Source organism: Tissierella sp. P1 (assembly GCF_002266425.1).
GTDB classification, from domain to species: Bacteria; Bacillota; Clostridia; order Tissierellales; family Tissierellaceae; genus Tissierella; species Tissierella carlieri.
On the sequence record NZ_NPMN01000021.1, the window covers coordinates 48,044 to 74,266 of the forward strand.

Genomic DNA, 26,223 nt, shown 5'->3' on the forward strand with positions numbered 1-26,223 from the left:
TTTTTAACTTTAAGTTAATTAATGTAAATACTTTAACCTAATCTTACAAAGATGTATAAAAATTTCCTTTTAGTTAAATAATAATCTCACTACACAATTATTGTTATAGGAGGTTAACTAATGAAGGCTACAGGAATTGTTAGAAGAATAGATGAATTAGGTAGAGTTGTAATTCCGAAAGAAATAAGAAGAACCTTGAGAATCAGAGAAGGAGATCCTCTAGAGATATTCACCGATAGAGAAGGTCAGGTTATACTTAAGAAATATTCTCCTATTGGAGAATTAAATGAGTTTGCTCAAGAGTATTGTGATTCTCTTCATGAAAGTACAAATCATACGGCTATGATATCAGATAGGGATTTTATAATAGCTATATCTGGAGGCTCTAAAAGAGAATACTTAGAGAAAAGAATTAGCCCAGAGTTAGAGAAGTTAACAGAAAACAGAAGTACTTATTCAACTAATGATGATAATAAACCTATGAAAATAACATATGAGGACCCTAATCAGGATAAGTACACATCACAAGTTATTGCACCTATAATTATGCAAGGTGATCCTATTGGCTCTGTGATATTAATATCGAAAGAATCAAATGCAGTTATGGGTGAACTAGAAATAAAGTTGACAGAAACAGCAGCAGGATTTTTATCTAAGCAAATGGAAAATTAGTAGACCTACCCATAGGGGTAGGTTTATTTTTTATATCGAATAGAAAAATTTTACTTTAAATGAATTTCAAAAAAGGCTATCTTAATAACAGTTGATAGAAGCCTTTTTTACTTGTGTTATTTTATTAAATTAAATGATATAATATAAAAGATTATGTTTTAGGGGGAAATTTCATGACTAAGAAAAATAACTTCTTGAGGGGAGCGGCTATTTTAAGTATAGCTGGAGTAATTGTAAAGATTTTAGGTGCAGTTTATAGAATACCATTATCAAATATAATAAAGTCAGAGGGTATGGGATATTATCAAACAGCCTATCCTTTGTACACACTATTGCTTACTATATCTACAGCAGGATTCCCTATAGCCATAGCTAAATTAGTATCAGAGAAAAGAGCAGTAGGAGATTTTAAGGCCGCATATAAGGTTTTTAAGGTAACCCTCTTAGGATTAACAATAGGAGGATTATTGACTTCTTTATTCTTGTTTTTTAGAGCAGAAAGTATAGTAGATAGACTTGGAAATAAAAATGCCTATTATGCCTTAATTGCACTAGTACCAGCTTTATTTTTCGTACCAATTATGTCGGCTTTCAGAGGATTTTTTCAAGGAAGACAACTAATGGTACCAACGGCCTTATCTCAAATAGTTGAGCAGTTATTTAGAGTAGGGGCAGGATTAACATTAACATATTTGTTATTAGATAAAGGAATTCCCATGGCAGCAGGTGGAGCATCATTTGGAGGATCTGCAGGAGCTATAGCAGGAGCTGCTACTATGGCACTTATTTATTTTTATGGAAGAAAAGAAATTAAAAAAGAATTAAAGAGCAGCATAGATACTGATGAGTATGAGATAAATCAAATTATAAAGGACCTTCTTATAATAGCTATTCCAATTACAATAGGTGCTTCTATTGTGCCTATTATGGATTATATAGATTTAGAACTAGTACTTACAAGACTTCAAATTATCGGATATACAGAGGCAGAAGCAAATGGTTTATATGGAAACTTAAAGGGAATGGCACAGACATTAATCAATCTACCTCAAGTATTTTCTATAGCCATATCAATGAGCTTAGTACCTGCTGTATCTGATGCAAATGCCAGAAAAAATAAGAAGGAGATGGAATCTACCATTGCTTCAGGGATAAGGATTACTCTATTAATAGGATTGCCATGTACATTAGGATTATTTGTACTAGCAAGACCTATAATAGAATTGTTATATTATAAGAATGATGTGGCAACTATAATTAATGTTAGTAATTCTTTATCTATTTTAGCTTTTAGTGTAATATTTCTGACAATGGTTCAAGCACTATCTGCTATATTACAAGGTCTAGGCAGGCCTGGTGTACCAGCAATTAATTTATTTGTTGGAGCAGTGGTTAAAATCTTTCTTTCATATACTTTAACTGTTATACCGAGCATAAATATTTATGGTGCAGCTATCTCTACTGTTGTGGCTTTTGGGATTGCAGCTATTTTAGATTTAATTAGTGTAGTAAAATATGCTAAGATAAGATTAAATATTAAGGATATATTCATTAAGCCATTTATTGCATCATTAGGAATGGCAATAGCAGCATTTATCTCTTATATGGGATTAATTAATATTGTAGCTAAAATAAATGTTGCAAATGAAATGATAACCAGACTAGAGAAACTTTCTACACTAGGTGCAGTCTTAGTTGGTGTTATAGTTTATGTGGTACTCTTAGTTCTAACAGGTTCTATTACTGAAGAGGACTGGAGTTTATTACCTAAAGGTGATAAAATAGGAAAAAAATTAGAAAAATTTAAATTAATTAAATAGTTAAGGCATATACAAAGGAGAAGAGTTATGGGTAAAATATATATAATAGGCTTAGGGCCTGGAAGCATTGACTCTCTTACGTTAGGAGCAGTAGATAGAATAAATGCAGGAGATAAAAATTTTTTAAGAACAGAAAAACATCCTACTGTTAAATATTTTGTAGATAAAAATATTCCTTATCAATCATATGATTTTTTATATGATACTAAAGATAGTTTTGGACAGGTATATGAGAGGATAGCTGAAGATTTAATTGAAGAATCCAAGAAAAATTCAAGTATAAATTACTTGGTACCTGGGAATCCTTTAGTTGCAGAGAAAACTGTAGAGCTTTTAATGGAGAGAGAGGTAGATATAGAAGTAATATCTGGCATGAGCTTTATTGAACCTATGATTGAGTTAGTAGGAAGGGATCCAATCAATGGTCTTAAAATAGTAGATGGTGCAGAATTTAATGGATTAATAGTAGATATTAATGTAGACATGATAATCACACAAGTGTATAATTATAGAATAATATCTGAAGTTAAGATTATACTATCAGAGATTTATGGTGATGAGTATAAAGTCTATTTAGTCAATAGTGCTGGAGTGAAGGAAAAAGAGAAAAAGCATCTTGTACCTATCTATGAATTGGATAGATTTGAAGAAGTTGGGCCTCTAACTAGTATATTCGTCCCAAAAATAGACAAAAAGCATAAGAAAGTATTTGATTTCAATGATTTATTGGGTATAATGAAAATATTGAGATCTGAAAATGGCTGCCCTTGGGATATGGAGCAAACTCATGAATCTATACGCCAATCGGTAATTGAAGAAGCTTATGAAGTAGTTGATGCAATTGATAAAAATGATATTGATGGACTTATGGAAGAATTAGGTGATTTACTGCTTCAAGTTATATTTCATTCGCAAATTGCATTTGAAGAAGGGGAGTTTAGTCTATATGATGTAACATCATCACTTGCAAATAAATTAATTTATAGACATCCACACGTTTTTTCTCAAAAAAGTGTGGAAAACTCTGAAGAAGTAGTATATAATTGGAATATGCTAAAATATGCTAAAAGGGATATCCATAGTTTCACAGATAAACTAAAAGATATACCAAAGCTACCAGCTCTCATGACCAGTTTTAAAATTCAAGAAAAGGCAGCAGAAATTGGATTTGATTGGGACAATATAGATGGACCATTAAATAAAGTAATTGAAGAGTATCAAGAGGTCTTAGAAGCTATGGAAAAATTTGGAGGGGGTGATGAAAGAACAGAGGAGGAGTTAGGAGATTTACTTTTTGCAATAGTTAATCTTTCTAGATTTTTAAAAGTAAATCCAGAAGTGGCTTTAAATAGAACTATAAATAAGTTTATTAAGCGATTTGAATTTATGGAGGAAAAACTAGGAGAACTTGGCAAAAAATTCGAAGAAATGACCTTAGATGAAATGGATGAATTATGGAATCAAGCAAAAATACATAAAATCCATTAAAATGCTAACAATTATATAATAAAAGAAGGATTTTTTAAATTTATATAGAATTACTAATTAAACAATAAAACTATGAGGAGGAAATTATTATGAACAAAGCTGAATTAGTGGCGAGTATAGCAGAGAAAAGTAACTTAACTAAAAAGGATGCAGAAGGTGCATTAAACGCATTTATGAAAGCAGTAGAAGAAACATTAGCAAAAGGAGAAAAAGTACAACTTGTTGGTTTTGGTACTTTTGAAGTAAGAGAAAGAAAAGCTAGAGAAGGTAGAAACCCTAGAAATCCAGAAGAAGTAATTAAAATAGCAGCTTCAAAAGCACCAGTATTTAAAGCAGGAAAGGCTTTAAAAGAAATAGTAAATAAATAATAAAATCAGGTCTCTGACCTGATTTTTTATCAGGAGGATTAATATGAGAATTGATAAATTTCTAAAGAATGCAAGAATTATAAAAAGAAGAACTATAGCCAAGGAAGCATGTGAACAGGTAGAGTATCCATAAATGAAAAACAGGCTAAACCTGGAGATGAAGTTAAGGTTGGTGATATAATTAATATTACCTTTGGGAATGAATCTATGAAGATTCAAGTTTTAGATATATCAGATAATGTAAGAAAAGATAATGCATTAGAATTATATAAGAAGATAGGATAAAGACTTTGTAATAAAAGTCTTTTTTTTTCATAAATATTAGTAGTCAAGAAAATGGAGGGGATAAGAATGACTGAAAACAAAATTAAATTTAGAAATCAAAATATAGTAATTGAAGATAGGGATAGGATGACAGTAACAGGTGTAGAGCAGGTGGAAAGTTTTAATGATAATACGATCGTATTAACAACTGTAAAGGGAGGAATGACCATAAAGGGAGAGGGTCTAAATATATCTAAACTAAATTTGGATGATGGCAGTGTGAAAATAGAGGGAAAAATTAATGGAGTAAACTATATGACTAAGGATGCAACACCAAAGAATATAATGGGTAAGATATTCAAATAAATCTATTTAAGGAGAAGAAAATGGATACTTCATTAATATTAGAAATACATATGTTCTTTACTGCTATTTACGGAGGATTGATAGCTGGGTTTATTTATGATATATATAGGACAATCAGGTATTTTTCTAAGCCTAGTAAATTTATTACTTACCTAGGTGATCTTTTACTTTGGACAGTAATTGCTTCCGTATCTTTTTATGTTCTTATAAAAATTAACTGGGGAGAGATTAGGGGATATATTATACTTGGATTTATTTTAGGTATTTTTGTATATTACAAGATATTTAGTAAGTTTATTTATACAATTTGTATTAAGATAGGAGGAGTCATAAAAAAAACTACAATGGGAATTATATCTTTAATCTTATATCCTTTTAAATTTTTGAAAAGTAAGTCGTCTCCAGTTCTAAAAAAAATAAAAAAAGTTCCGATAGAAATCATAAGACAAACAAAAAAATATAAAAAAATAATTTCTACAAAAAAATAGAGGATTTTTTAAATTTTTGTAGAATAGTATATATAGGTGGTGATAGTGTGAAAAAAAATCGAAAGAAGAAAAAAATAAAACTAATGCATATAGCAGTTTGGTTTTTATTTATATATGTGGGAGTTATATTTTGGAATCAAAGGAATTTGATGAAGAATTTAGAATTTAAAAAACAAGAGATTGCATCTGAAGTTCAAGCTTTAGAAAAAGATATAGAGAATTTAAATAAAGAAATTGAAAATAGTGATAGCTTGCAATTTGTGGAAAAGGTAGCAAGAGACGATTTAGGAATGGTAAAACCAAGGGAAATAATTTATATTGATAAAAATAAAAAGAAAAATCCTTTCTTAAGTGTTATAAAGAACCAGAACTAATTGACATTGAAAGATTTCTAATATATACTAAACTAAGAAAATTATTTTTAAGGAGGAATCATTAATTTATGCCGGTATCCGTAGGAGAAGTAGTTGATGGCACTGTAACAGGGATAACAAACTTTGGAGCCTTTATTCAACTACCAGAAGGGAAAAGTGGACTTGTTCATATTTCAGAGATATCACAAGATTACGTGGAAAAAGTAAGTGATCATTTAAAAAAAGATCAAAAAGTTAAGGTTAAGATTCTGTCAATTTCAAATGAAGGCAAAATTAGCCTTTCCATAAGACAAGCAAAGCCTAAAACTACAAAGCCAGTTGAGATTGAGTGGAATAAACCAGATGACAAACAAAAGTATATGTCTTTCGAAGACAAGATTAGTAAATTTTTGAAAGATAGTAATGAGAAACAAGATCAATTAAAAACAAGAGATAATAGAAGAAGTAGTATTAAACAAAAGAAAATGAGTGGAATAGATTCATAAAACCGGTTAAATCCGGTTTTTTTATTTTTTGATTTGCTCTTTACTACAATAAAACTACAAAATTATACATTTAATATAAAAGCAGGTGCTTACAGTTATAAACATTGAAAATACAATACTTAGGAGTTAAAGTAAATAATATTAAGATTTACTTAGGAAACTTAAGGTTATAGGATATAGCCATGTTTTATGTCTGAAATTTCTTAAAAGTACATACTGTGATTTGACAAATTATTAATACTTATTTTGCTAGTATTGAATTAAATACAAATAACGGGAGTGATTTTTATGATGAGGACTGATTCTTTAACTGCTAAAAGATCTTGGTACGATTTAGGACTTAGGATGGATAAAGGTATAATCATAACAATGATTATGGGATTTTTTCTAGCTCGAGCAAATATACTTAATAAGCTTACTCCTTTTGGATTTGCATTTTTATCTGCTTATATAATAATGAAGAGCTTGAATATTCACATATTACTATCAGTGCTAGTTGGAACCTTAACGATACAGGGAGCAAAAGGAGTAAGTTATATATTGGCTTACCTTTTGATTTATATCTTTTTTGCTCTGTTAAAGGAAGAAAAATCCTATTCCTTATTAAAAGCATCCTTGGTGGCAGCTTTAATATTTACTAGTTGCAGAGTTCTTGGGGTTGTATTAGGGAATACAATTTTTATTTATGATCTATTTTTAGCCTTGTTTGAAGGAATAATTGTCTTTACTATGACCTATATTTTTTCTTTTAGTCTTCCTATAGAAAGAACTGGTGGAGCAATTTTAAATAATGAAAAAACAATTTGTTCCTTTATAACATTGGCACTAGCATTAGCAGGAATTAAAAATACTATGATATTAGGCATTGCAATCAAAAACTTAGTTAGTATAGTCATAATATTATATTTATCCTATAGCTATGGAGCATTTTTTGGCGGAACTACAGGAATAATTCTGGGTATGGTAGCCTATATATCCCATCCAGAAATGCCTTTTATTATAGGAATATTTGGAATTGCAGGATTATTATCAGGCATATTTAAAGACCTAGGAAGTTTTGGGTCAGCATTAGGATTTTTACTTGGAAATGGAATTATTTCTTTTTATATAAACGGATTAGGAACGTCTTTTCTTAATTTTAAGGAAATAATAATAGCAACATTATTCTTTTTAATGAGTGTAGATAAAATAGGCATAAAAGTATCAGAGATATTTAATATGGATTTAGAGTTTAAGAAAGATTATGCTCAGAAGAGAGATGAAATTGTAGTTAAAAAGCTGAATAGAATGATTGAATTATTTAATAACTTAAGTGCTACATTTAAAGAATCTGCAGAGGAAAGAGAGTTTCACTCTACAGGAGAGGTATATAGCATGGTGGACGGCATAGCGAATTGTATATGTACAGGCTGTTCCAAATATGAAAGTTGTTGGGAGAGAAATTATTACAGTACTTATCAGAATTTTTTTAACCTAGTAGCCCTTGCAGAAATAAAAAGTACTGACAATGAAGCTGTTGATTCAGAAACAAGGAAGTTTTGTATCAGACATGGAGAAATAATAGAGGCTGTAGATAGAGCTGTAGAAAGACTTAAACTAAACCATAACTGGGAATTGAAATTAAGGGAAAACAGGATTTTATTATCAGAGCAATTAGATGGGGTTGGTAAGGTAATACAAAATATAACTACAGATATTTATACAAATCCTACATTTAATAAAGAAATAGAAGAGAATTTATATAAAGACTTAAAAAATAATAGGATAGATATTAAAGATGTATCTGTAGTACAAATAGGAGAAGAAGATTTCGAGATATTTATAGATTTAAATACACCAGTAAGAAATGATAATAAATTAAAAGCGATGATATCTCAAAGCTTGGATTTTCCAGTGATAAGTGATTCTAGTTTTAATAGTATATCTAACAGAAGGCAAAGGTTTAAACTTTTAAGATCTAATAGATTTAGTGCTATGACTAAAATGGCAGTTTTGTCTAATTCAGAGAATAAAATATCGGGAGATAGCTTTACTTTTGGAGAAATTGAAAACACTCATTATTCAGCATTAAGTGATGGAATGGGTATTGGAAGAAGAGCCAATGAAGAAAGTAAAGTGGCGATTTCCCTTTTAGAAAGGTTGATGGAAGCAAATGTAGATAAAGATATAATACTGAAGACAATAAATTCTGTTCTAAGAGCAAAATCTAACGAAGAAATGTTTGCCACTTTAGATATTTCTTTTATAGACTTGTATCTAGGTAAATTACAGATGATAAAAACAGGGGCACCTGCAACTTTTATAAAAAAGAAGGATAGAGTTGAAATAATTAATTCTGGGACTTTACCTGTAGGGATATTAAAAGATATTGATTTCAATCTTTATGAGGAGTATGTTGAAGATGGAGATATTATTATTATGATGTCAGATGGAGTATTAGATGCAAATAGAGATATAGAGAATGCAGAAGCTTGGATGAAAGATATCATAATAAATATAAATAGTATCAATCCTCAGACTATAGCCAATGAAATATTAAAAAGAGCTCAATTGACGGCATCTAACACTAGAGATGATATGACAGTTTTAGTAACAAAAGTTTGGAAAAACGTATAAAATAGTAAATATAAAATAGTAGGTAATATCTTTGGTTTATAAAATAAGGTTGCAAAGAATAAATATTATTCATGCAACCTTAAATTCTGTTGACAATTAGGTTATAATAAAGGTATAGTTCATATTAAGTTCTATAATTAAGGGTGGTTATTTTGAAAAATAAAGTATTATTTACTATTAGGGAGTATAATTTGATTGAAGAAAATGATAATATAGTGGTGGGAGTTTCTGGGGGACCAGATTCTATGGCCCTGCTATATGTTTTACTGGAGATTAGAAGTTTAATTAACTTTAATATACATGTTGCTCATGTAAATCATGGTGTAAGAGGTGAGGATGCTAGATCAGATCAACTATTTGTTGAAAAGATTGCCAAAAAACTTAATTTACCTTATTATACTAAGAATGTAAATATGATTGAGTATGGGAAAGAAGAAGGAATATCAGCTGAAGAAGCTGGAAGAGAATTACGATATGGATTTTTCAGAGAAATCCTTTCCGAATCAGGCGGTGGAAAGATAGCCGTAGCTCATAATATGAATGATCAAGCAGAAACTTTATTTATGAGGTTTTTGAGAGGAACAGGAATTGATGGATTAAAGGGTATGGATTTTATAACTCAAGATATAATTAGACCAATACTGGGTATAGATAGAAAGGAAATTGAAGCATATATAGATAATAATAAGATAGAAACCGTATTGGACAAAACAAATTTAGAACCTATTTATAGTAGAAATAAGATTAGATTAGAGTTGATGCCTTATATAGAAGAAAATTTCAATCCTAATATAGTAAATACTCTTTGGAGGATGTCTAGAATTTCTTCTATGGATAGTAGGTTTTTAGAAGAATTTTCTGAGGGAAGATATAATATTATAGTGAAAAGTCAGGATAAACATAGTATAATTTTAGATGGTGAGAAATTATTACAGGAGCATAGAAGTATTCAGCAAAGGGTTATAAGGCATTCTATATTAAAAATCAATGGTTCTTTACAGGGAATTACAGAAACTCAAATATCTTCAGTTATAAATCTTTTTATGAACTCCGATACAGGAAAAGAAGTTCATTTGTCAAATAATATAGTTGGTAAGATTAGTTATGGGGATTTGATAATTAAAAACGATATTGAAAAAGAGGTAAAGAAATATCTATATAGGTTAAAATTTCCAGGGTTTAATGATCTTGAGGATATAGGGTATTCATTTAATATTGAAATTCTTCCTATGAATGATGGTTTTACTATGAATAAGGGTACAAATATTAAATATTTTGATTTTGATATGATTAGAGGGAGCTTAGCTGTAAGAAATAGATTAGATGGAGACAGATTGATGCCATTTGGTATGAGAGGTACAAAAAAGCTTAAAGATTATTTTATTGACGAAAAAGTTCCGAAGGAAATAAGAGATAAGATTCCTTTAATAGTAGATGATGAAAATATTTTATGGGTAGTAGGATATAGGATTAATGATTTATATAAAATTACTAAGAAAACAAAAAGAATTTTATCTATATCTTATAATCTATAGGAAAGTTCTTACTCTATAATTTATGTTAATATGAACTTGACCTACATAGATTCCCAAAAGGCAACCTTATAATGTTTCGATAGAAGCCTTTTTAATAATTAATTAACAATACATAAGAAGGAGGATTATAATGGAAAATATAATCAAGAGCGTATTAGTAACAGAAGATGAAATTGAAGAGAAGGTAAAAGAACTAGGAAAACAAATTATGGAGGACTATAAGGGTAAAGATTTAATTTTGGTAGGGATATTGAAGGGTGCTGTTATTTTCATGTCAGATTTAGCTAGAAATATAAAGATGCCAATAGGTATGGATTTTATGGCTGTGTCAAGCTATGGAAGATCATCAACTTCTACTGGTGAAGTTAGAATAATAAAGGATTTAGATTTTAGTGTAGAGAATAAGGATGTACTAATTGTAGAGGACATAATAGATACTGGCTATACATTAGCTTATTTAACAGACAATTTAAAGAAAAGAGGAGCTGCATCTGTTAAAGTTTGTACTCTTTTGGATAAACCAGAGAGAAGAAAAGTTGATGTATCTGTAGATTATTTAGGCTTTGCTATTCCAGATGAATTTGTAGTAGGATATGGACTAGATTATTCTGAAATAGGGAGAAATCTACCTTATGTAGCAGCACTTAAGGAAGAAGTATATAGTTAGGCCAAGGTTGAAAAAACTATATAATGATGGTATAATAAAAAGATATTATCTACTCATAAGAGGAGGGAGGACTTGTATTGAGAAGATTTTTCAAAGGTATTAGTGTGTACCTACTAATAGTAATTGTAATAATGTTTCTAGTAACAACGTTTGGAAATGATGTAGAACAGGTCAAGAAAATCGACGTAACTGAATTGGTAGGACATTTGCATAATGGTAGAGTTGAAAGTATCAAGATAATAGGTAAAGAAGTACAAGGTAAACTAAAGGATAATACCCAGTTTACCACCATATTACCTGATGAAATGAGATATACGTTTTATTCCGATTATTTAAAGGACTTAGTAGATAGTAAACAAATTACCCTAAGTTCTGAGTTAGAACCTACAACTCCTTGGTTTGTAAGTGCGATTCCAACTATATTAATGCTTCTTGTTTTTGCAGTATTTTGGTTTGTATTTATGCAGGCAGTCTCAGGGTGGTGGAGGAAAAGTAATGTCCTTTGGAAAATCCAGAGCTAGGATGGTCAAGGAAGAAGATGGAAAAATAATTACATTTTCTGATGTAGCAGGATTGGAAGAAGAAAAAGAAGAACTAAAAGAAATAGTAGATTTCTTAAGAACGCCTAGAAAATATATTGAAATTGGTGCTAGAATTCCAACTGGAGTATTATTAGTTGGACCTCCTGGAACAGGTAAGACCTATTTATCTAAAGCTGTAGCAGGTGAAGCGGGAGTGCCTTTCTTTACTATATCAGGTTCTGATTTTGTAGAGATGTTTGTAGGTGTTGGTGCCAGTCGTGTTAGAGATTTATTTGAGCAGGCAAAGAAAAATGCTCCTTGTATAGTGTTTATTGATGAGATTGATGCTGTAGGTAGAAGAAGAGGAGCAGGACTTGGTGGAGGTCATGATGAAAGGGAGCAAACACTAAACCAACTATTAGTTGAGATGGATGGATTTGCGACTAATGAAGGAATAATTGTAATGGCAGCAACTAATAGAGCTGATATACTTGACCCAGCACTTCTTCGTCCAGGTAGATTTGATAGAACAATTTATGTAGGATTACCTGATGTAAGAGGTAGGGAGGAAATATTAAAGGTTCATACAAAGAACAAACCATTAGATAGTGATGTAGACTTACAAGTAGTTGCTAAGAGAACAGTAGGATTTACTCCTGCAGACTTAGAGAACTTAGTAAATGAGGCAGCATTACTTACAGCAAGGTTTGGGCTAAGAACTATACCTATGCATTTGATAGAAGAAGCATCTATAAAAGTTCAAGCAGGACCTGAAAAGAAATCTAAAGTTGTTAGTGAAAAAGAAAGAAAACTTACAGCTTATCATGAAGCAGGTCATGCGCTTACCTCTAGGCTTACTCCTGATACGGACCCAGTTCATATGGTAACGATTATACCAAGAGGAATGGCTGGAGGGTTTACTGCCTATATACCAGAAGAAGACAGAAGCTTTTTAACGAAAAAACAAATGGAAGGAAGACTTGTAACTCTTCTTGGCGGTAGGGTAGCAGAGGCTTTAGTTCTAGGAGATATAAGTACAGGTGCTCAAAATGATATTGAAAGAGCTACTAAGATTGCTAGATCTATGGTTACTCATTATGGTATGAGTGATAAACTTGGACCTATGACTTACGGTACTGATGATGAAGAGGTATTTGTAGGGAGAGACTTTGGTAGAACTAGAAATTATAGTGAAGATGTGGCAGCTGCCATAGACAAAGAAATGAGACAACTAATTGATACTGCATATAATAAAGCAGAACAATTATTAAAAGATAATATTCATAAACTTCATAAAGTAGCAGAAACTTTACTAGAAAAAGAAACCATAGATGGTAAGGAATTCGAAGAGCTATTTGTTGGGGCATAAAAATTGGGCAATCCTCAGTTAGGAGGAGCCCATTTTTTATATACAAATTTACTAAATATTAATTTGTGACAAAATTTATACAATTTTCTGAAAAACACTTTACACCTTTAACAGAATGCTATATAATGTTATTAGATAATTTTAAATAATAGAGCAATACTGCTTTATTTGTAGCAAAATGGTATCCCCAGTTTGCGAAGCAAATAAAACCCAGTATTAATGGTTTGCCATTTCCATTAATACTGGGTTTTTTATTTTTGTGAAAGGAGGGTAGTAGATTAATTACTGATAGGAGAAAAGAGGAGGTATATTAATGTCAAAACCAAAAAAACTGAAATTGTTTCATAAAATTTTCATCGGTTTATTTTTAGGTATTATGGCAGGAGCTATATTATCAGCAATAGGTAAAGATGAGCCTTTTGTCACTTATTTGGTACCGTGGCTGGGACTTTTAGGAGATATTTTCTTGAGGCTTATTCGTATGATAGTTGTTCCCTTAGTGCTTTTCTCAATAATTAGCGGAGTTGCAAATTTAAGTGAAATTAGAAAACTTAGATCAGTTGGTATAAAAACACTATTTTTCTTTATGTTAACAGGTTTTTTATCCATAGGAACTGATGTTGTAATGGCTAATATATTTAAACCAGGTGCTGGACTAAATATTACAGAGTTGAATGCTGGTGAAGTTGTTATTAGAGAACTTCCAACAGTATTCGAATCAATATTAGGATTATTCCCTGCGAACATTTTTGAATCATTAGCACAAGGTGAGATGCTTCATATAATTTCATTTGGTATTTTCTGTGGTGCGGGGTTATTACTAATGGGTGAAAGGGGAAGACCTATTATTGATTTGGTAGATAGATGTTCTGAAATGATGTATAAAGTAGTTGATATTGTTATAGAGTTTACTCCAATTGGAGTATTTGGACTTATGGCAAAAGCAGTTACAGCATTTGGTGTAGGAATATTTGGCCCTGTATTTAAGTTTATATTAGTTGATTATGGTGCAAATATATTTACAATTGCAGTGTATTATTCATTAATACTATATTTTATAGGAAAGGTAGATCCTATTAAGTTCTTTAAAAAAGCATTTCAGTCTTGGGCCATAGCATTTAGTACGTGTAGTAGTGCTGCTGCTCTGCCAGTGGCCATGAAGATAGGTACTAATGAAATGGGAATTCCAAAGGAGACTGCAAGTTTTGTTTTACCTCTAGGTGCGACTGCAAATATGAACGGAACTGGTATATATTTTGGAGTTGTTGTAATGTTTGCTGCTCAGCTTTATGGCATAGATATTTCTTTGAGTCAACAGATAATGTTAGTTTTAACAGCCACAATGCTGGCTATCGGGTGTGCTGCTGCACCTCAGACGGGGCTTATTATTTCAATAGCATTATTAACCAATCTAGGAATTCCATTAGATGGTATAGCATTAATAGCTGGAGTTTATAGAATTGTTGATCAAATTCATACTTCTACTAACTCTGTTGGTGATTTAGTAGTGGCGGTTTCTGTAGCATCACTAGAAAAAGACTTGAATAGAGAAATATTTAAATATGGAGGCATTCTCACGGCAAAAGAAGTTAGTTAGAAATAAATATTAACTGTATATCTTAAGAAGGGGGAATTACAATGAGTTCAAACAAGGCACCAAAGAACTGTGTATTTTATAGAAATCAAAATTGGATTTATCCTAGGATTGAAAAGGGAGAAGGAATATATTTAATTGGGGAAGATGGAAAAAAATATATAGATGGATGTTCTGGGTCTGCAGTAGCGAATATAGGTCATGGCAATAAGGAGATTGCTGAGTTTGCAAAGGAACATATTGAAAGAATTGCTTTTACTCACTTATCTAGATGGACAGTTGACTCAATTGAAAAATGTGCAGAAAGAATTGTGTCTTGGTGTCCCAAGGGATTAAATCATGTATATTTTGTATCTGGTGGTTCTGAAGCAACAGAAACTGCAATGAAGATGGCAAGGCAATATTATGTTGAAAGAGATGGGAACAAATCGAGTAAGTGGAAGATTATATCCAAATGGAATTCTTATCATGGTGCGACATTAGGATCTCTATCAATGACAGGAACCATAGGAAGAAGAAAAATTTATGATCCTTTGTTAACTAATTTCCCTAAGATCAGCCAATTCTATCATTATAGAAACCCTTGGGGAGCAAAAACTTTAGAAGAAACCAGTATACTTGCTGCCAAAGAATTGGAAATAGAAATTCAGCGTCATGGATCAGATAATATTGCTGCATTTATTTCTGAGCCAGTAGTAGGATCGGCAGCACCGGGTTCCTATCCTGAAAAAATCTATTTTGATATGGTAAGAGAAATCTGTGATAAATATGACATTCTATTTATAATGGATGAGGTCATGGCAGTCTCAGGTAGAACAGGAAAGAAAATGGCATCAAATCATTTCGATGTTAAGCCAGACATCATAGTAGTTGCCAAAGGTTTAAGTAGTGGATATACTCCAATAGGTGCAGCAGTATGTAGTTCTGAAGTCTTTGAAACAATTATGGTTAGAGGTTCAGGTAATTTTATTCATGGTCATACTTACGCAGGTAATCCATTGTCCTGTGGAATTGCTGATAAGGTAATGGAAATCATTGAAAGAGATAATTTTATTGAAAATTGTGCTGTACAAGGAAATTATCTAATGAAGAAATTAGAAGATTTATATAATTATCCTATAGTAGGAGACATTAGAGGAAAAGGTCTTATGATAGGTGTTGAGTTTGTTAAAGACCAAGAAACAAAAGAGCCATTTGATGTATCCGGCAATGTGAGAGGTAAAATTACTAATAATTGTTTAAAGGAAGGTTTAGTTCCATATCCAGGTGGAGGATCAGTTGATGGAGTAAGAGGTGATCATATATTGTTAGCTCCTCCAATAAATATAACTAAGGAAGAAATAGATTTACTATATGAAAAATTAGAAAATGCAATAAAAAAGACATCTGAGGAATTGCAGGGGGTAATAGTATGACCTATAGAAAGGAAAAGTTAATAATAACTATAGCACTAACAGGAAATGTTCCAACTAAAGAAATGAATCCATATACGCCTATAACTGTAGATGAGATAGTGGAAGATATTATTAAATGCAGACAAGCGGGAGCATCTGTAGCTCATATTCATGTAAGAGATGAAAAAGGAGAACCTACTTGTGATAAAAATTTATATAATGAAGTATTAAATAAATTGAAGGAAAGAGATTGTAATATTATAACTCAATTATCTACTGGTGCAAGGGGTGGAGGCAATACTGCTGAGTGGCGTGGGCAAATGTTGGATCTAAATGCTGAAATGGCAAGCTTATCTACTGGATCATCTAATTTTGCTTCACAAGTAAATGCTAATTCCTTTGAGCTAATAAAAGAATTAGCGGCTAAAATGTATGCTAATAATATAAAGCCAGAGATAGAAGCTTTTGATTTAGGTATGATCGATAATGCAGCATTGTTATTAAAGGAAGGAGTACTTAAGGAACCATTGCAATTTAACCTAGTAATGAATGTAAGAGGATCAGTAAAGGGCACCCCTAGGAATCTTTTGCATATGATTGAGTCTCTACCAGAAGGCTCCACATTTACAGTATCAGGAATTGGATATAGTCAAATACCTATGCTGACTATGTCCATATTGTTAGGAGGACATACACGAACAGGACTTGAAGATACAATATTATATGATAGAGGATTATTAGCAACTAATCAAATGCTAGTAGAGAGGGTAGTACGAATAGCAAAGGAACTAGGGAGAGAAATTGCAACTCCAGATGAAGCAAGGAAAACATTGGGTATACAATAATGAAGAGAAGGCTGCGCATTTTAGTGCAGCCTTCTAAATAAATATATAGAAAGGATGTATCTAATGAGAGAAGTAAAAGATTTTGGTCAAGAAACTGTATATTTTGTTCATTATTCTAAACTTCCAGATGATATTTCTGCCACCTATGTACATAAAGTAGTAGGGGTTGGGTTTTTAATTAACACAGAAACAGGAATTATAGAAGATATCATGGTAACATTAATTTCTGACTTGTGTAAGGAATTTTTAGCATATTTAATAGTTGGACATAATATTGATAAAGATGGTGTAGATGAAATTGTTGACAAGATTGATAAACGTTTTTTTGGATATTCTCAAAAAGCAATTATGGTATGTGTTAAAGGAGTACATGCTAGATATTTACAATGGAAGCAAACAAATAAAAAAGTTTATTAAATAAAAAATATTTTGCTAACGATTTGAAGTTTAATACTAATGAAAGATAAATATCATTAGTATTATTTTCTATGCATTTCTTTTATGCATTTCTGAAGGAATCTATACATACTCATATATAAAAATGCAATATTCCATTCATTTTTAAAATATATTGAAATATATGTTGCAAAATTCTACTACTTATTACTATAATAGACTATGAAGATAACTTTTGAGGAAATTTACAAAATCACCATAATAAGGAGGTAAATGAGTTGTTTGATGATAATAAGATTGAAGAAGTTAAAGCATCAGTTGAGCAATGGGATAAAGAGGTAGTTCAGAAGTCTTTATCAAGATTTCCTGAAAGGAAACAGAAGTTTACTACAGGTTCCAATATTGAAGTAGATAGACTATATACTCCTATAGACATAGAAGATATGGATTATAATGAGGATCTAGGACTTCCGGGAGAATACCCATTTACAAGAGGCGTTCAATCTACGATGTATAGAGGTAGACTTTGGACTATGAGACAATATGCAGGGTTTGCATCTGCTGAAGAATCAAATCAGAGATATAAATATTTGCTAGAACAAGGCCAAACTGGATTAAGTGTTGCTTTCGATTTGCCTACACAAATAGGATATGATTCAGATGATGGATTATCTGAAGGTGAAGTTGGTAAAGTTGGGGTAGCTATAGATTCATTAAAGGATATGGAGGTATTGTTTGATGGCATACCTTTAGACAAAGTCAGTACTTCTATGACTATAAATGCACCAGCATCTGTTTTGTTAGCAATGTATATTGCTGTTGCAGAAAAGCAAGGTGTTTCAAAGGAGAAATTAAGAGGAACAATACAAAATGATATTTTGAAAGAATACATAGCAAGAGGAACTTATATATTCCCACCAGAACCATCTATGAGATTAATTACTAATATTTTTGAATATTGTTCAAAGGAAGTTCCAGCTTGGAACACAATAAGTATTAGTGGATATCATATAAGAGAAGCAGGTTCTACTGCATCACAAGAAGTTGCATTTACATTAGCAGATGGTATAGCATATGTTGAAGCAGCTATTGATGCTGGGCTTGACGTAGATGATTTTGCACCAAGATTATCCTTCTTCTTTAATGCTCACAATGATTTACTAGAGGAAGTAGCTAAATATAGGGCAGCTAGAAGACTTTGGGCGAAAATAATGAAGGAAAGATTTAACGCAAAAAATCCAAAATCAATGCAACTTAAATTCCATACTCAAACAGCAGGATCTACACTAACGGCTCAACAACCTGATAATAACATAATAAGAGTTACTATTCAAACATTAGCGGCAGTTCTTGGTGGAACTCAATCACTTCATACAAATTCAAGGGATGAGGCTTTGGCACTACCTACGGAGGACTCCGTTAGAATAGCACTTAGAACTCAGCAAATTGTAGCTCATGAATCTGGAGTAACTGAGACAATAGATCCATTAGCCGGCTCCTACTATATAGAGAATTTAACTAATAAGATTGAAGAAGAAGCAACTAAATATATAGAAACAATAGATGAATTAGGTGGAGCACCTAAGGCTATAGAAAAAGGATATATTCAAAAAGAGATTCAAAATGCGGCGTATAGATATCAAATGGAAGTAGAATCTCTTGATAGAATAGTTGTAGGAGTAAACAAATTCCAAATTGAAGAAACGGACAAGAAGGAATTGTTAAAAGTAGATAGGACGGTTGAAATAAATCAAAGAGAGAAACTAAAAACTTTAAGATCAGAAAGAAATAATGAAGAAGTAGAAAGAGCATTAAGTACACTAAAGGAAAAGGCTAATACGGAAGAAAACTTAATGCCATTTATATTGAATGCTGTAAAAGCATACGCAACCCTTGGAGAAATTTGTAATGTTTTACGCCAAGTATTCGGTGAATATCAGCAATCAGTAATATTATAATAATGAGTAATGCACAATTCACAATTAAAACAACGACCACAGGCTGCTGAGAAGGGACCTACAGCTAGACCCACAACAATTGTGAATTGTGAACTGAATAAATCGGGAGGTATATAAAAATATGGATAGACCAATCAGAGTTTTAGTAGCTAAGCCTGGACTTGATGGACATGATAGAGGTGCAAAGGTAATTGCAAGATCATTAAGAGATGCAGGTATGGAAGTTATATACACAGGGCTAAGACAGACACCTGAACAAATAGTAGCTGCTGCTGTTCAAGAGGATGTTGATGTAGTAGCTATGAGTATATTGTCAGGAGCTCATAATCACTTATTTCCAAAGGTAGTTAATTTATTAAGAGAAGAGGGAGTAGATGATATGCTTGTAATTGGAGGAGGAGTTATCCCAGAAGATGATATTCCTTATCTAATAGAATCAGGTATAGAGGCTATTTTTACTCCAGGTACACCAACAAAGGATGTAATAGAGTTTATTACAAATAACCTTAAAAGAAAATAGGTGGTGTCTTATTTGAATATAAGCGAACGTTTATTACAAGGTAGTAAGAGAGCATGTGGAAGACTTATTACTATGTTGGAAAACAATGAAAAGGAAGCAATAGATATATTAAAGAAACTATATAAGGAATCAGGTAAGGCCTATGTGATCGGAATAACAGGACCTCCTGGAGCTGGTAAATCTACTTTAACTGATAAGTTGACTAAGGAACTTAGAAAACAAGGTAAAAAGGTAGGTATAATAGCTGTGGACCCTACCAGTCCCTTTAGCGGCGGGGCTATATTAGGGGATAGAATTAGAATGAGTGATCTTGCCCTAGATAAAGATGTATTTATAAGAAGCATGGGTACCGTGGTTCTTTAGGAGGTATGTCAAAAGCTACTTGGGGTGCTATAAAGGTACTAGATATTTTTGGTTGTGATTACATTTTCATAGAAACAGTGGGAGTTGGACAATCAGAAGTAGATATAGTAAAGACTGCAGATACTGTACTTATGGTTATGGTTCCCAATTTAGGTGATGATATTCAAGCTATAAAAGCAGGAATAATGGAGATAGCAGATGTGTTTGCAATTAATAAATCTGACTTAGATGGTGCAGATAAAACTAAGGTAGAAATAGAGATGAATTTAGACTTAAATGAATATAGTGATTATAGACCACCAGTGATTAAAGTATCAGCAGGACAAAATAAAGATATAGATATTCTTCTAGAAAAGATTTTAGAGCACAGAGAATATCTAGAAAAAAATAATGAGCTAGAAAAGATAAGAATAAGAAATAATAAATTAGAAATTTTGAAGATGGTTGAAGAAGATTTAATGAAATTGATATTAGATAAGGCAGTTAAGGAAGATCTAATTGAAAACCTAGCAAGGGAAGTTACTTTAAGAGAAACAGATCCTTATACTGCCAGAGATGAGATAATAAAATTAATTAACAATTAATAAAGAACAATTAACAGTTAATTGACTATTGCTTAAACATTGTTAATCGTTAATTATTAATTGATAATTGAAGAAAGGGAGGTAATCAAATGGTTGGTAAGGTTGATCATATAGGTATTGCTGTAAAAAATTTAGATGAAACATTAAAATTTTATGAAGATATCCTAGGTATGAAATGTGTAGATAAGGAAGTAGTTGAAGAGCAAAAAGTTAAGGTGGCTTTTTTGCCTATAGGAGATACGGAAGTAGAATTACTTGAATCTACTGAAGAAGATGGTCCCATAGCTAAGTTTATCGAGAAAAAGGGTGAAGGAATCCAACATATTGCTTATAGAGTAGATGATATTGAAAAGGCTATAGAAGAACTAAAGGAAAAAGGAATTAAGATGATTGATGAGAAACCAAGATATGGTGCTGGCGGTGCAAAAATTGCCTTTTTACATCCAAAGTCAACATTTGGAGTGCTTATAGAGCTTTGTCAAAGGGATTAAGTACTTAACAAAAAAAGGAGGGTAAATATGAAGGAAAAAATTGAAAGGCTTCTAGAAACTGCTAAGAAAATTGAGCTTGGTGGTGGGGAGCAAAGAATTGAAAAGCATCATAAGTCAGGAAAGCTTACTGCAAGAGAGAGAATTAACCTTCTATTTGATGAAGGTAGTTTTGTAGAAGTTGACAAGTTTGTAGAACATAGATGTACAAACTTTGATATGGCAAAGGTAGAGGCTCCTGCAGATGGGGTAGTTACTGGTTATGGTACAGTAGATGGAAGACTTGTATTTACTTATGCCCAAGACTTTACGGTAGTAGGTGGATCTTTAGGTGAGATGCATGCTGCTAAGATTTGTAAGGTACAAGATATGGCATTGAAAATGGGAGCACCAATTGTAGGATTTAATGATTCGGGTGGAGCTAGAATCCAAGAGGGGGTAGATGCTTTATCAGGATATGGAAAGATATTCTATAGAAATACTATTGCATCTGGAGTTATACCTCAAATTTCAGTTATAATGGGGCCTTCAGCAGGTGGTGCAGTTTATTCGCCAGCTTTAACAGACTTTATATTTATGGTAGATAAGACTAGTATGATGTTTATTACTGGACCTCAAGTAATTAAATCTGTAACAGGTGAAGAGGTTACACAGGAAGAACTGGGCGGTGCAAATACTCACAACAAAATATCTGGAGTTGCACATTTTGTGGACAAAACAGAAGCTGAATGTATTGAAAGAATTAAAGAGTTATTATCTTTCCTACCTTCAAATAATTTAGAACAAGCACCAATCTATGCTATAGAAGATGAAATAAATAGAGTAGAAGAAAAATTAAATGAAATAGTTCCTGTTAATCCTAATAAACCCTATGATATGAAAGAAATTATAAAACTTTTAGCTGACAGTGGAGATTTCTTTGAAATTCAGCCATATTATGCACAAAATATAATAACTGGATATATTAGATTAAACGGCAAGACCATAGGAGTTATTGCTAATCAACCTAAGATATTAGCTGGATGTTTAGATATCAACGCATCAGATAAGGCAGGAAGATTTATTAGGACTTGTGATGCTTTTAATATTCCACTACTTAATTTAGTAGATGTTCCAGGATTCTTACCGGGTACTGAGCAAGAATATGGTGGAATCATTAGACATGGTGCTAAAATGCTATATGCCTATAGTGAAGCAACTGTACCAAAGGTTACTTTAATAGTTAGAAAAGCTTATGGCGGAGCTTACCTTGCAATGTGTTCTAAGGATTTAGGAGCAGATCAAGTATTTGCATGGCCAAATGCTGAGATAGCAGTTATGGGACCTGATGGTGCTGCAAATATCATATTTAAAAAGGATATTGAGAACTCTGATAATCCAATAGAAACTAGACAAGAAAAGATTGCCGAATACAGAGATACTGTAGCTAATCCATATATTGCAGCTCAAAGGGGATTCGTAGATGATATATTAGTTCCAAGCATTACAAGACCTAGATTAATTTCTGCTTTTGATATGTTAGAGTCTAAGAGAGAAAATAGACCTGCAAAAAAACATGGCAATATGCCAGTATAAAGAGGTGAAATAATTGGGTGATATTATTAGTTTTGGAGATAGTTTAATAATCACGGTATTTAGTATGGTAGTAGTGTTTGTAGGTTTAATAGTACTGGCAATGTTTATATCTGTGCTGAAGAGTATAGGTGGGAAAAATAAAGCTGAAGATACTAAGAAACCAGAAACACCGATTAAAGCTAAAGAGCCAGTGAAGGAGAAGAGACAAGAAGCTACTACAAATGATGAGGAATTGGTAGCGGTTATTGCTGCGGCTATAGCGGCAAGTTTAGGAGTTAGTGCACCAGAGGTAAATATAAAAAGTATTAGAAGAATACCTCAAAATTCTCCTGCTTGGGCAACAGCTGGCAGACAAGAACAGATATACGGTAAACTATAATAGAAGCTTCATTGGAAGTATAACTAAGGAAGCTTTTATTGGCTATTGCATAAGCGACTTGCACAAAATCAAAGATTTGGGTAATCTGCTTAAAACTCATTGACGGAAAATTCCTAGATATAAATAAAAAAGTAGAATTTTCCTATTCGTTATAATAAAAATTTCTAAGGAGGCATAGCAATGAGAAAGTTTATAATAAGTGTTAACGGTAATTCTTATGAAGTAGAAGTTGAAGAGATAGCAGGGGGAGAGTCAAAAAGACCAGCAGCTCCAGTGGCGCCAGCACCAGTAGCGGCACCAGCACCAAAAGCTACGCCAGCACCAGCTCCGAAGGAAGAGAAAAAGGAAGTAGTAGTATCAGATGGACAAGAAGTAGTAGAAGCTCCGATGCCAGGTAATATTTGGAAGATAGAAGTAAAAGAAGGAGATAAGGTTAAGGCTGGAGATATTTTATTAATCCTAGAAGCTATGAAGATGGAAAATGAAATACTAGCTCCTAGAGATGGGGTTGTTGCTAGTATCAATACTACACAAGGGGCTACTGTTAACACAGGTGATAGATTAGTAGTATTAGACTAATTCCACTAAGAAAGGAAGGTAAATTTCATGAACTTAGGAGATATATTGCTGGATTTTTTCCAGAGCACAGGAATTGCTGCCTTAACTTGGGGACAGGCTTTAATGATCTTGGTATCCTGTGTATTGCTATATTTAGCAATCGCTAAAGGATTTGAACCACTGTTACTTATTCCAATTGCATTTGGTATGCTGTTAGCTAACCTACCTGAAGCAGGTCTAATGGCACCGCCAGTTGTACAAATAGTTCCAGACCCAGTAACTGGAGAGTTAGTCTCCAAAACTGTGGAAAATGGAGGACTTTTATATTACTTATACCAAGGTGTTAAACTAGGTATATATCCACCGCTTATATTCTTAGGTGTAGGAGCTATGACAGATTTTGGACCACTTATTGCAAACCCAAAAAGTATATTACTTGGAGCAGCAGCGCAATTTGGTATTTTTGTTACTTTCGTAGGTGCAATTTTATTAGGGTTTACAGGCCCAGAAGCAGCTAGTATTGGTATCATTGGTGGTGCAGATGGACCAACAGCATTATATTTAACATCTAAGCTAGCACCACATTTATTAGGGCCAATAGCAGTTGCGGCTTATTCATATATGGCTTTAGTTCCTATTATTCAGCCACCAATTATGAAGGCTTTGACTACTAAAGCTGAAAGAGAAGTAGTAATGGATCAGCTAAGACCAGTATCAAAAAAGGAGAAGGTAATTTTTCCTATTATGGTTACAATAATAGTTTCTTTACTATTGCCATCAGCAGCATCTTTAGTAGGTATGCTAATGTTGGGTAATTTATTTAGAGAATCTTTACTAACTGATAGATTGTCAAAAACAGCACAAAATGAATTGATAAACATAGTTACAATATTTTTAGGAACAACAGTAGGAGCTACAGCTAATGCTGAGACATTCTTAAAATTGGAGACTTTAAAAATAATAGGGTTAGGACTTATAGCGTTTTGTATAGGTACAGCAGCAGGAGTATTATTTGGTAAAATTATGTATAAGGTTTCAGGTGGTAAGGTTAATCCACTTATAGGATCTGCTGGAGTATCAGCGGTGCCAATGGCAGCTAGAGTATCTCAAAAAGTTGGGCAGGAAGCTAATCCAAGAAACTTCTTGTTGATGCATGCTATGGGACCAAACGTAGCAGGAGTAATAGGTTCAGCTATAGCGGCAGGTCTGCTATTGAATTTCTTCGGAGGCTAAAGACAATTCACAATGCACAATGCATAGTGCACAATTATTAAAAGATGATAAATTATGGATTACAATAGAAAAAACATCTATTGTAATCCTATTTATTATTTGTTATCAATATTTTGTATATGTGTATTATTTAAGGTTTTATCTTTTAATTGTGAATTGTGAACTGTGAATTGTTAATTGAATAAAGGGGTGAAATTATGTATCAAGGTTATATAACTGATGTTCAAGGTATTAAAGTAGGCCATGTACAGTCAGAGGAAGGCATGACTGGATGTACTGTGATTATATGTGAGCAAGGGGCAACAGGTGGAGTAGATGTAAGGGGATCGGCTCCGGGGACTAGAGAGACAGATTTATTTAAGGCAGAAAAGATGGTAGATAAGGTTCATGCTATAGTTTTATCCGGTGGGTCTGCATTTGGTTTGGAGGCTGCATCTGGTGTTATGAAATATCTAGAAGAACAAAATATTGGACTTGACGTGGGAGTGACTAAAGTTCCCATAGTGGCTTCTGCTGTTATATTTGATTTAAATATCGGAAATTATAAGATTAGACCTGATTTTAATATGGGATATAAGGCTGCTGAAATTGCAACCTCTTATGAAAATAGGCAAGGGAATATAGGATGTGGCATGGGAGCTACAATAGGAAAGATTCTAGGACCACAGGGGGCTATGAAATCGGGACTAGGTTCAGCAACTGTAAAAGTAGGGGATTTGATGGTATCAGCTATAGTTTCTGTAAATAGTTTTGGTGATATATATGATTTTAGATTGAATAGGCAAATTGCAGGAGTATATGATTATAAAAATAATAGCCTATTAAACACTGTAGAAATTATGAAAGATATGAATAAAGATTTAGGATTTAATGTACAGAATACAACTATAGGTGTAATAGGAACAAATGCAATTCTAACTAAGGCAGAAGCAAATAAAATTTCTGAAATGGCTCATAATGGTTATGCAAGATCTATAGATCCAATACATACCATGTTAGATGGCGATACTATATTTACTATGGCCACTAATGAAATAAAGGCAGACATTAGCCTTATAGGAACATTAGCAGCTGAAGTTATGAGTAAGGCTATAATAAATGGAGTATTGTTTGCAGAAGGTAGTCACGGATTAAATGCATATAGAGATATTAAAAGTTGAGAATTGATAATCAATAATGAACAATTTCGCAGTCTCGCAACTCCAATCTATTTACTTGCTGCCTCTATCTACCCCGTAGGGTATAATTCAGTGGTGTCCGATAGGACCTACGCTCCGTTTGACCTACCATCAATTTATGGAAA

At 32.5% G+C, this 26,223-nt stretch carries 23 protein-coding genes and 3 pseudogenes; all 26 read left to right on the forward strand.

What is annotated here, in order from left to right:
* Nucleotides 1-120 precede the first annotated feature (120 nt).
* The 26 genes and pseudogenes from spoVT to CIW83_RS15035 all read left to right on the forward strand — a co-directional run bounded on the left by spoVT (nucleotide 121) and on the right by CIW83_RS15035 (nucleotide 26,080).
* A complete protein-coding gene (gene spoVT, locus CIW83_RS14910; protein ID WP_094902640.1) occupies nucleotides 121-672 on the forward strand; it encodes a stage V sporulation protein T in 552 nt (183 codons plus the stop codon).
* A 173-nt stretch (nucleotides 673-845) separates the two neighbouring features.
* The gene (locus CIW83_RS14915) at nucleotides 846-2,492 is read left to right on the forward strand and encodes a polysaccharide biosynthesis protein (RefSeq protein ID WP_094902642.1); all 1,647 of its coding nucleotides are present in this window, start codon (nucleotides 846-848) and stop codon (nucleotides 2,490-2,492) included.
* A gap of 27 nt (nucleotides 2,493-2,519) precedes the next feature.
* Nucleotides 2,520-3,980 (forward strand): nucleoside triphosphate pyrophosphohydrolase, encoded by a 1,461-nt coding sequence (mazG, locus tag CIW83_RS14920; RefSeq protein ID WP_094902644.1) that lies wholly within the window; start codon nucleotides 2,520-2,522, stop codon nucleotides 3,978-3,980.
* Nucleotides 3,981-4,069: 89 nt separating this feature from the next.
* The gene (locus tag CIW83_RS14925) at nucleotides 4,070-4,348 is read left to right on the forward strand and encodes an HU family DNA-binding protein (RefSeq protein WP_094902646.1); all 279 of its coding nucleotides are present in this window, start codon (nucleotides 4,070-4,072) and stop codon (nucleotides 4,346-4,348) included.
* A 43-nt stretch (nucleotides 4,349-4,391) separates the two neighbouring features.
* A pseudogene (locus CIW83_RS14930) lies at nucleotides 4,392-4,633 on the forward strand (RNA-binding S4 domain-containing protein).
* 66 nt (nucleotides 4,634-4,699) lie between these two features.
* Nucleotides 4,700-4,978: a sporulation protein YabP gene (gene yabP / locus CIW83_RS14935; RefSeq protein WP_094902648.1), complete on the forward strand. Its 279-nt coding sequence runs from the start codon at nucleotides 4,700-4,702 to the stop codon at nucleotides 4,976-4,978.
* A 20-nt stretch (nucleotides 4,979-4,998) separates the two neighbouring features.
* A complete protein-coding gene (gene yabQ, locus CIW83_RS14940) occupies nucleotides 4,999-5,466 on the forward strand; it encodes a spore cortex biosynthesis protein YabQ (RefSeq protein WP_094902650.1) in 468 nt (155 codons plus the stop codon).
* 47 nt (nucleotides 5,467-5,513) lie between these two features.
* Nucleotides 5,514-5,840 (forward strand): septum formation initiator family protein, encoded by a 327-nt coding sequence (locus tag CIW83_RS14945; RefSeq protein ID WP_235601354.1) that lies wholly within the window; start codon nucleotides 5,514-5,516, stop codon nucleotides 5,838-5,840.
* Nucleotides 5,841-5,908: 68 nt separating this feature from the next.
* On the forward strand, nucleotides 5,909-6,325 hold the full coding sequence (locus tag CIW83_RS14950) for a S1 RNA-binding domain-containing protein (protein WP_094902652.1): 417 nt from the start codon (nucleotides 5,909-5,911) through the stop codon (nucleotides 6,323-6,325).
* Nucleotides 6,326-6,613: 288 nt separating this feature from the next.
* Nucleotides 6,614-8,941: a stage II sporulation protein E gene (spoIIE, locus tag CIW83_RS14955; protein WP_094902654.1), complete on the forward strand. Its 2,328-nt coding sequence runs from the start codon at nucleotides 6,614-6,616 to the stop codon at nucleotides 8,939-8,941.
* A gap of 152 nt (nucleotides 8,942-9,093) precedes the next feature.
* A complete protein-coding gene (gene tilS / locus CIW83_RS14960; protein WP_094902656.1) occupies nucleotides 9,094-10,476 on the forward strand; it encodes a tRNA lysidine(34) synthetase TilS in 1,383 nt (460 codons plus the stop codon).
* Between the two features lie 130 nt (nucleotides 10,477-10,606).
* Complete coding sequence (gene hpt / locus CIW83_RS14965) at nucleotides 10,607-11,143, forward strand: hypoxanthine phosphoribosyltransferase (protein WP_094902658.1); 537 nt, start codon at nucleotides 10,607-10,609, stop codon at nucleotides 11,141-11,143.
* Between the two features lie 77 nt (nucleotides 11,144-11,220).
* Nucleotides 11,221-13,033: pseudogene (gene ftsH, locus CIW83_RS14970) on the forward strand (ATP-dependent zinc metalloprotease FtsH).
* 313 nt (nucleotides 13,034-13,346) lie between these two features.
* A complete protein-coding gene (locus tag CIW83_RS14975; RefSeq protein ID WP_094902660.1) occupies nucleotides 13,347-14,630 on the forward strand; it encodes a dicarboxylate/amino acid:cation symporter in 1,284 nt (427 codons plus the stop codon).
* Between the two features lie 41 nt (nucleotides 14,631-14,671).
* Nucleotides 14,672-16,042 (forward strand): aspartate aminotransferase family protein, encoded by a 1,371-nt coding sequence (locus tag CIW83_RS14980; RefSeq protein WP_094902662.1) that lies wholly within the window; start codon nucleotides 14,672-14,674, stop codon nucleotides 16,040-16,042.
* Nucleotides 16,039-16,866 (forward strand): 3-keto-5-aminohexanoate cleavage protein, encoded by an 828-nt coding sequence (locus CIW83_RS14985; RefSeq protein ID WP_094902664.1) that lies wholly within the window; start codon nucleotides 16,039-16,041, stop codon nucleotides 16,864-16,866. Before CIW83_RS14980 ends, CIW83_RS14985 begins: the two co-directional genes overlap by 4 nt.
* 63 nt (nucleotides 16,867-16,929) lie before the next feature.
* Nucleotides 16,930-17,283 carry a DUF3870 domain-containing protein gene (locus tag CIW83_RS14990; RefSeq protein ID WP_158220142.1) on the forward strand — a complete coding sequence of 118 codons (354 nt, stop codon included), beginning with the start codon at nucleotides 16,930-16,932 and terminating at the stop codon, nucleotides 17,281-17,283.
* Between the two features lie 257 nt (nucleotides 17,284-17,540).
* Nucleotides 17,541-19,220, forward strand: coding sequence for a methylmalonyl-CoA mutase (locus CIW83_RS14995; RefSeq protein WP_094902668.1), 1,680 nt, complete (start codon nucleotides 17,541-17,543; stop codon nucleotides 19,218-19,220).
* A 121-nt stretch (nucleotides 19,221-19,341) separates the two neighbouring features.
* The gene (locus CIW83_RS15000; protein ID WP_094902670.1) at nucleotides 19,342-19,740 is read left to right on the forward strand and encodes a cobalamin B12-binding domain-containing protein; all 399 of its coding nucleotides are present in this window, start codon (nucleotides 19,342-19,344) and stop codon (nucleotides 19,738-19,740) included.
* Between the two features lie 72 nt (nucleotides 19,741-19,812).
* Nucleotides 19,813-20,687, forward strand: a pseudogene (gene meaB, locus CIW83_RS23100) (methylmalonyl Co-A mutase-associated GTPase MeaB).
* An 89-nt stretch (nucleotides 20,688-20,776) separates the two neighbouring features.
* Nucleotides 20,777-21,178, forward strand: a complete 402-nt coding sequence (gene mce, locus CIW83_RS15010) for a methylmalonyl-CoA epimerase (RefSeq protein WP_094902672.1) — start codon at nucleotides 20,777-20,779, stop codon at nucleotides 21,176-21,178.
* Between the two features lie 27 nt (nucleotides 21,179-21,205).
* Complete coding sequence (locus CIW83_RS15015) at nucleotides 21,206-22,750, forward strand: acyl-CoA carboxylase subunit beta (protein ID WP_094902674.1); 1,545 nt, start codon at nucleotides 21,206-21,208, stop codon at nucleotides 22,748-22,750.
* A gap of 13 nt (nucleotides 22,751-22,763) precedes the next feature.
* Nucleotides 22,764-23,129 carry an OadG family protein gene (locus CIW83_RS15020; RefSeq protein ID WP_094902676.1) on the forward strand — a complete coding sequence of 122 codons (366 nt, stop codon included), beginning with the start codon at nucleotides 22,764-22,766 and terminating at the stop codon, nucleotides 23,127-23,129.
* A gap of 180 nt (nucleotides 23,130-23,309) precedes the next feature.
* Nucleotides 23,310-23,708, forward strand: coding sequence for a DUF2118 domain-containing protein (locus tag CIW83_RS15025; RefSeq protein WP_094902678.1), 399 nt, complete (start codon nucleotides 23,310-23,312; stop codon nucleotides 23,706-23,708).
* 27 nt (nucleotides 23,709-23,735) lie between these two features.
* The gene (locus tag CIW83_RS15030; protein ID WP_094902680.1) at nucleotides 23,736-24,920 is read left to right on the forward strand and encodes a sodium ion-translocating decarboxylase subunit beta; all 1,185 of its coding nucleotides are present in this window, start codon (nucleotides 23,736-23,738) and stop codon (nucleotides 24,918-24,920) included.
* Between the two features lie 197 nt (nucleotides 24,921-25,117).
* Nucleotides 25,118-26,080, forward strand: a complete 963-nt coding sequence (locus CIW83_RS15035; RefSeq protein WP_094902682.1) for a P1 family peptidase — start codon at nucleotides 25,118-25,120, stop codon at nucleotides 26,078-26,080.
* The last annotated feature ends 143 nt before the right edge of the window (nucleotides 26,081-26,223 follow it).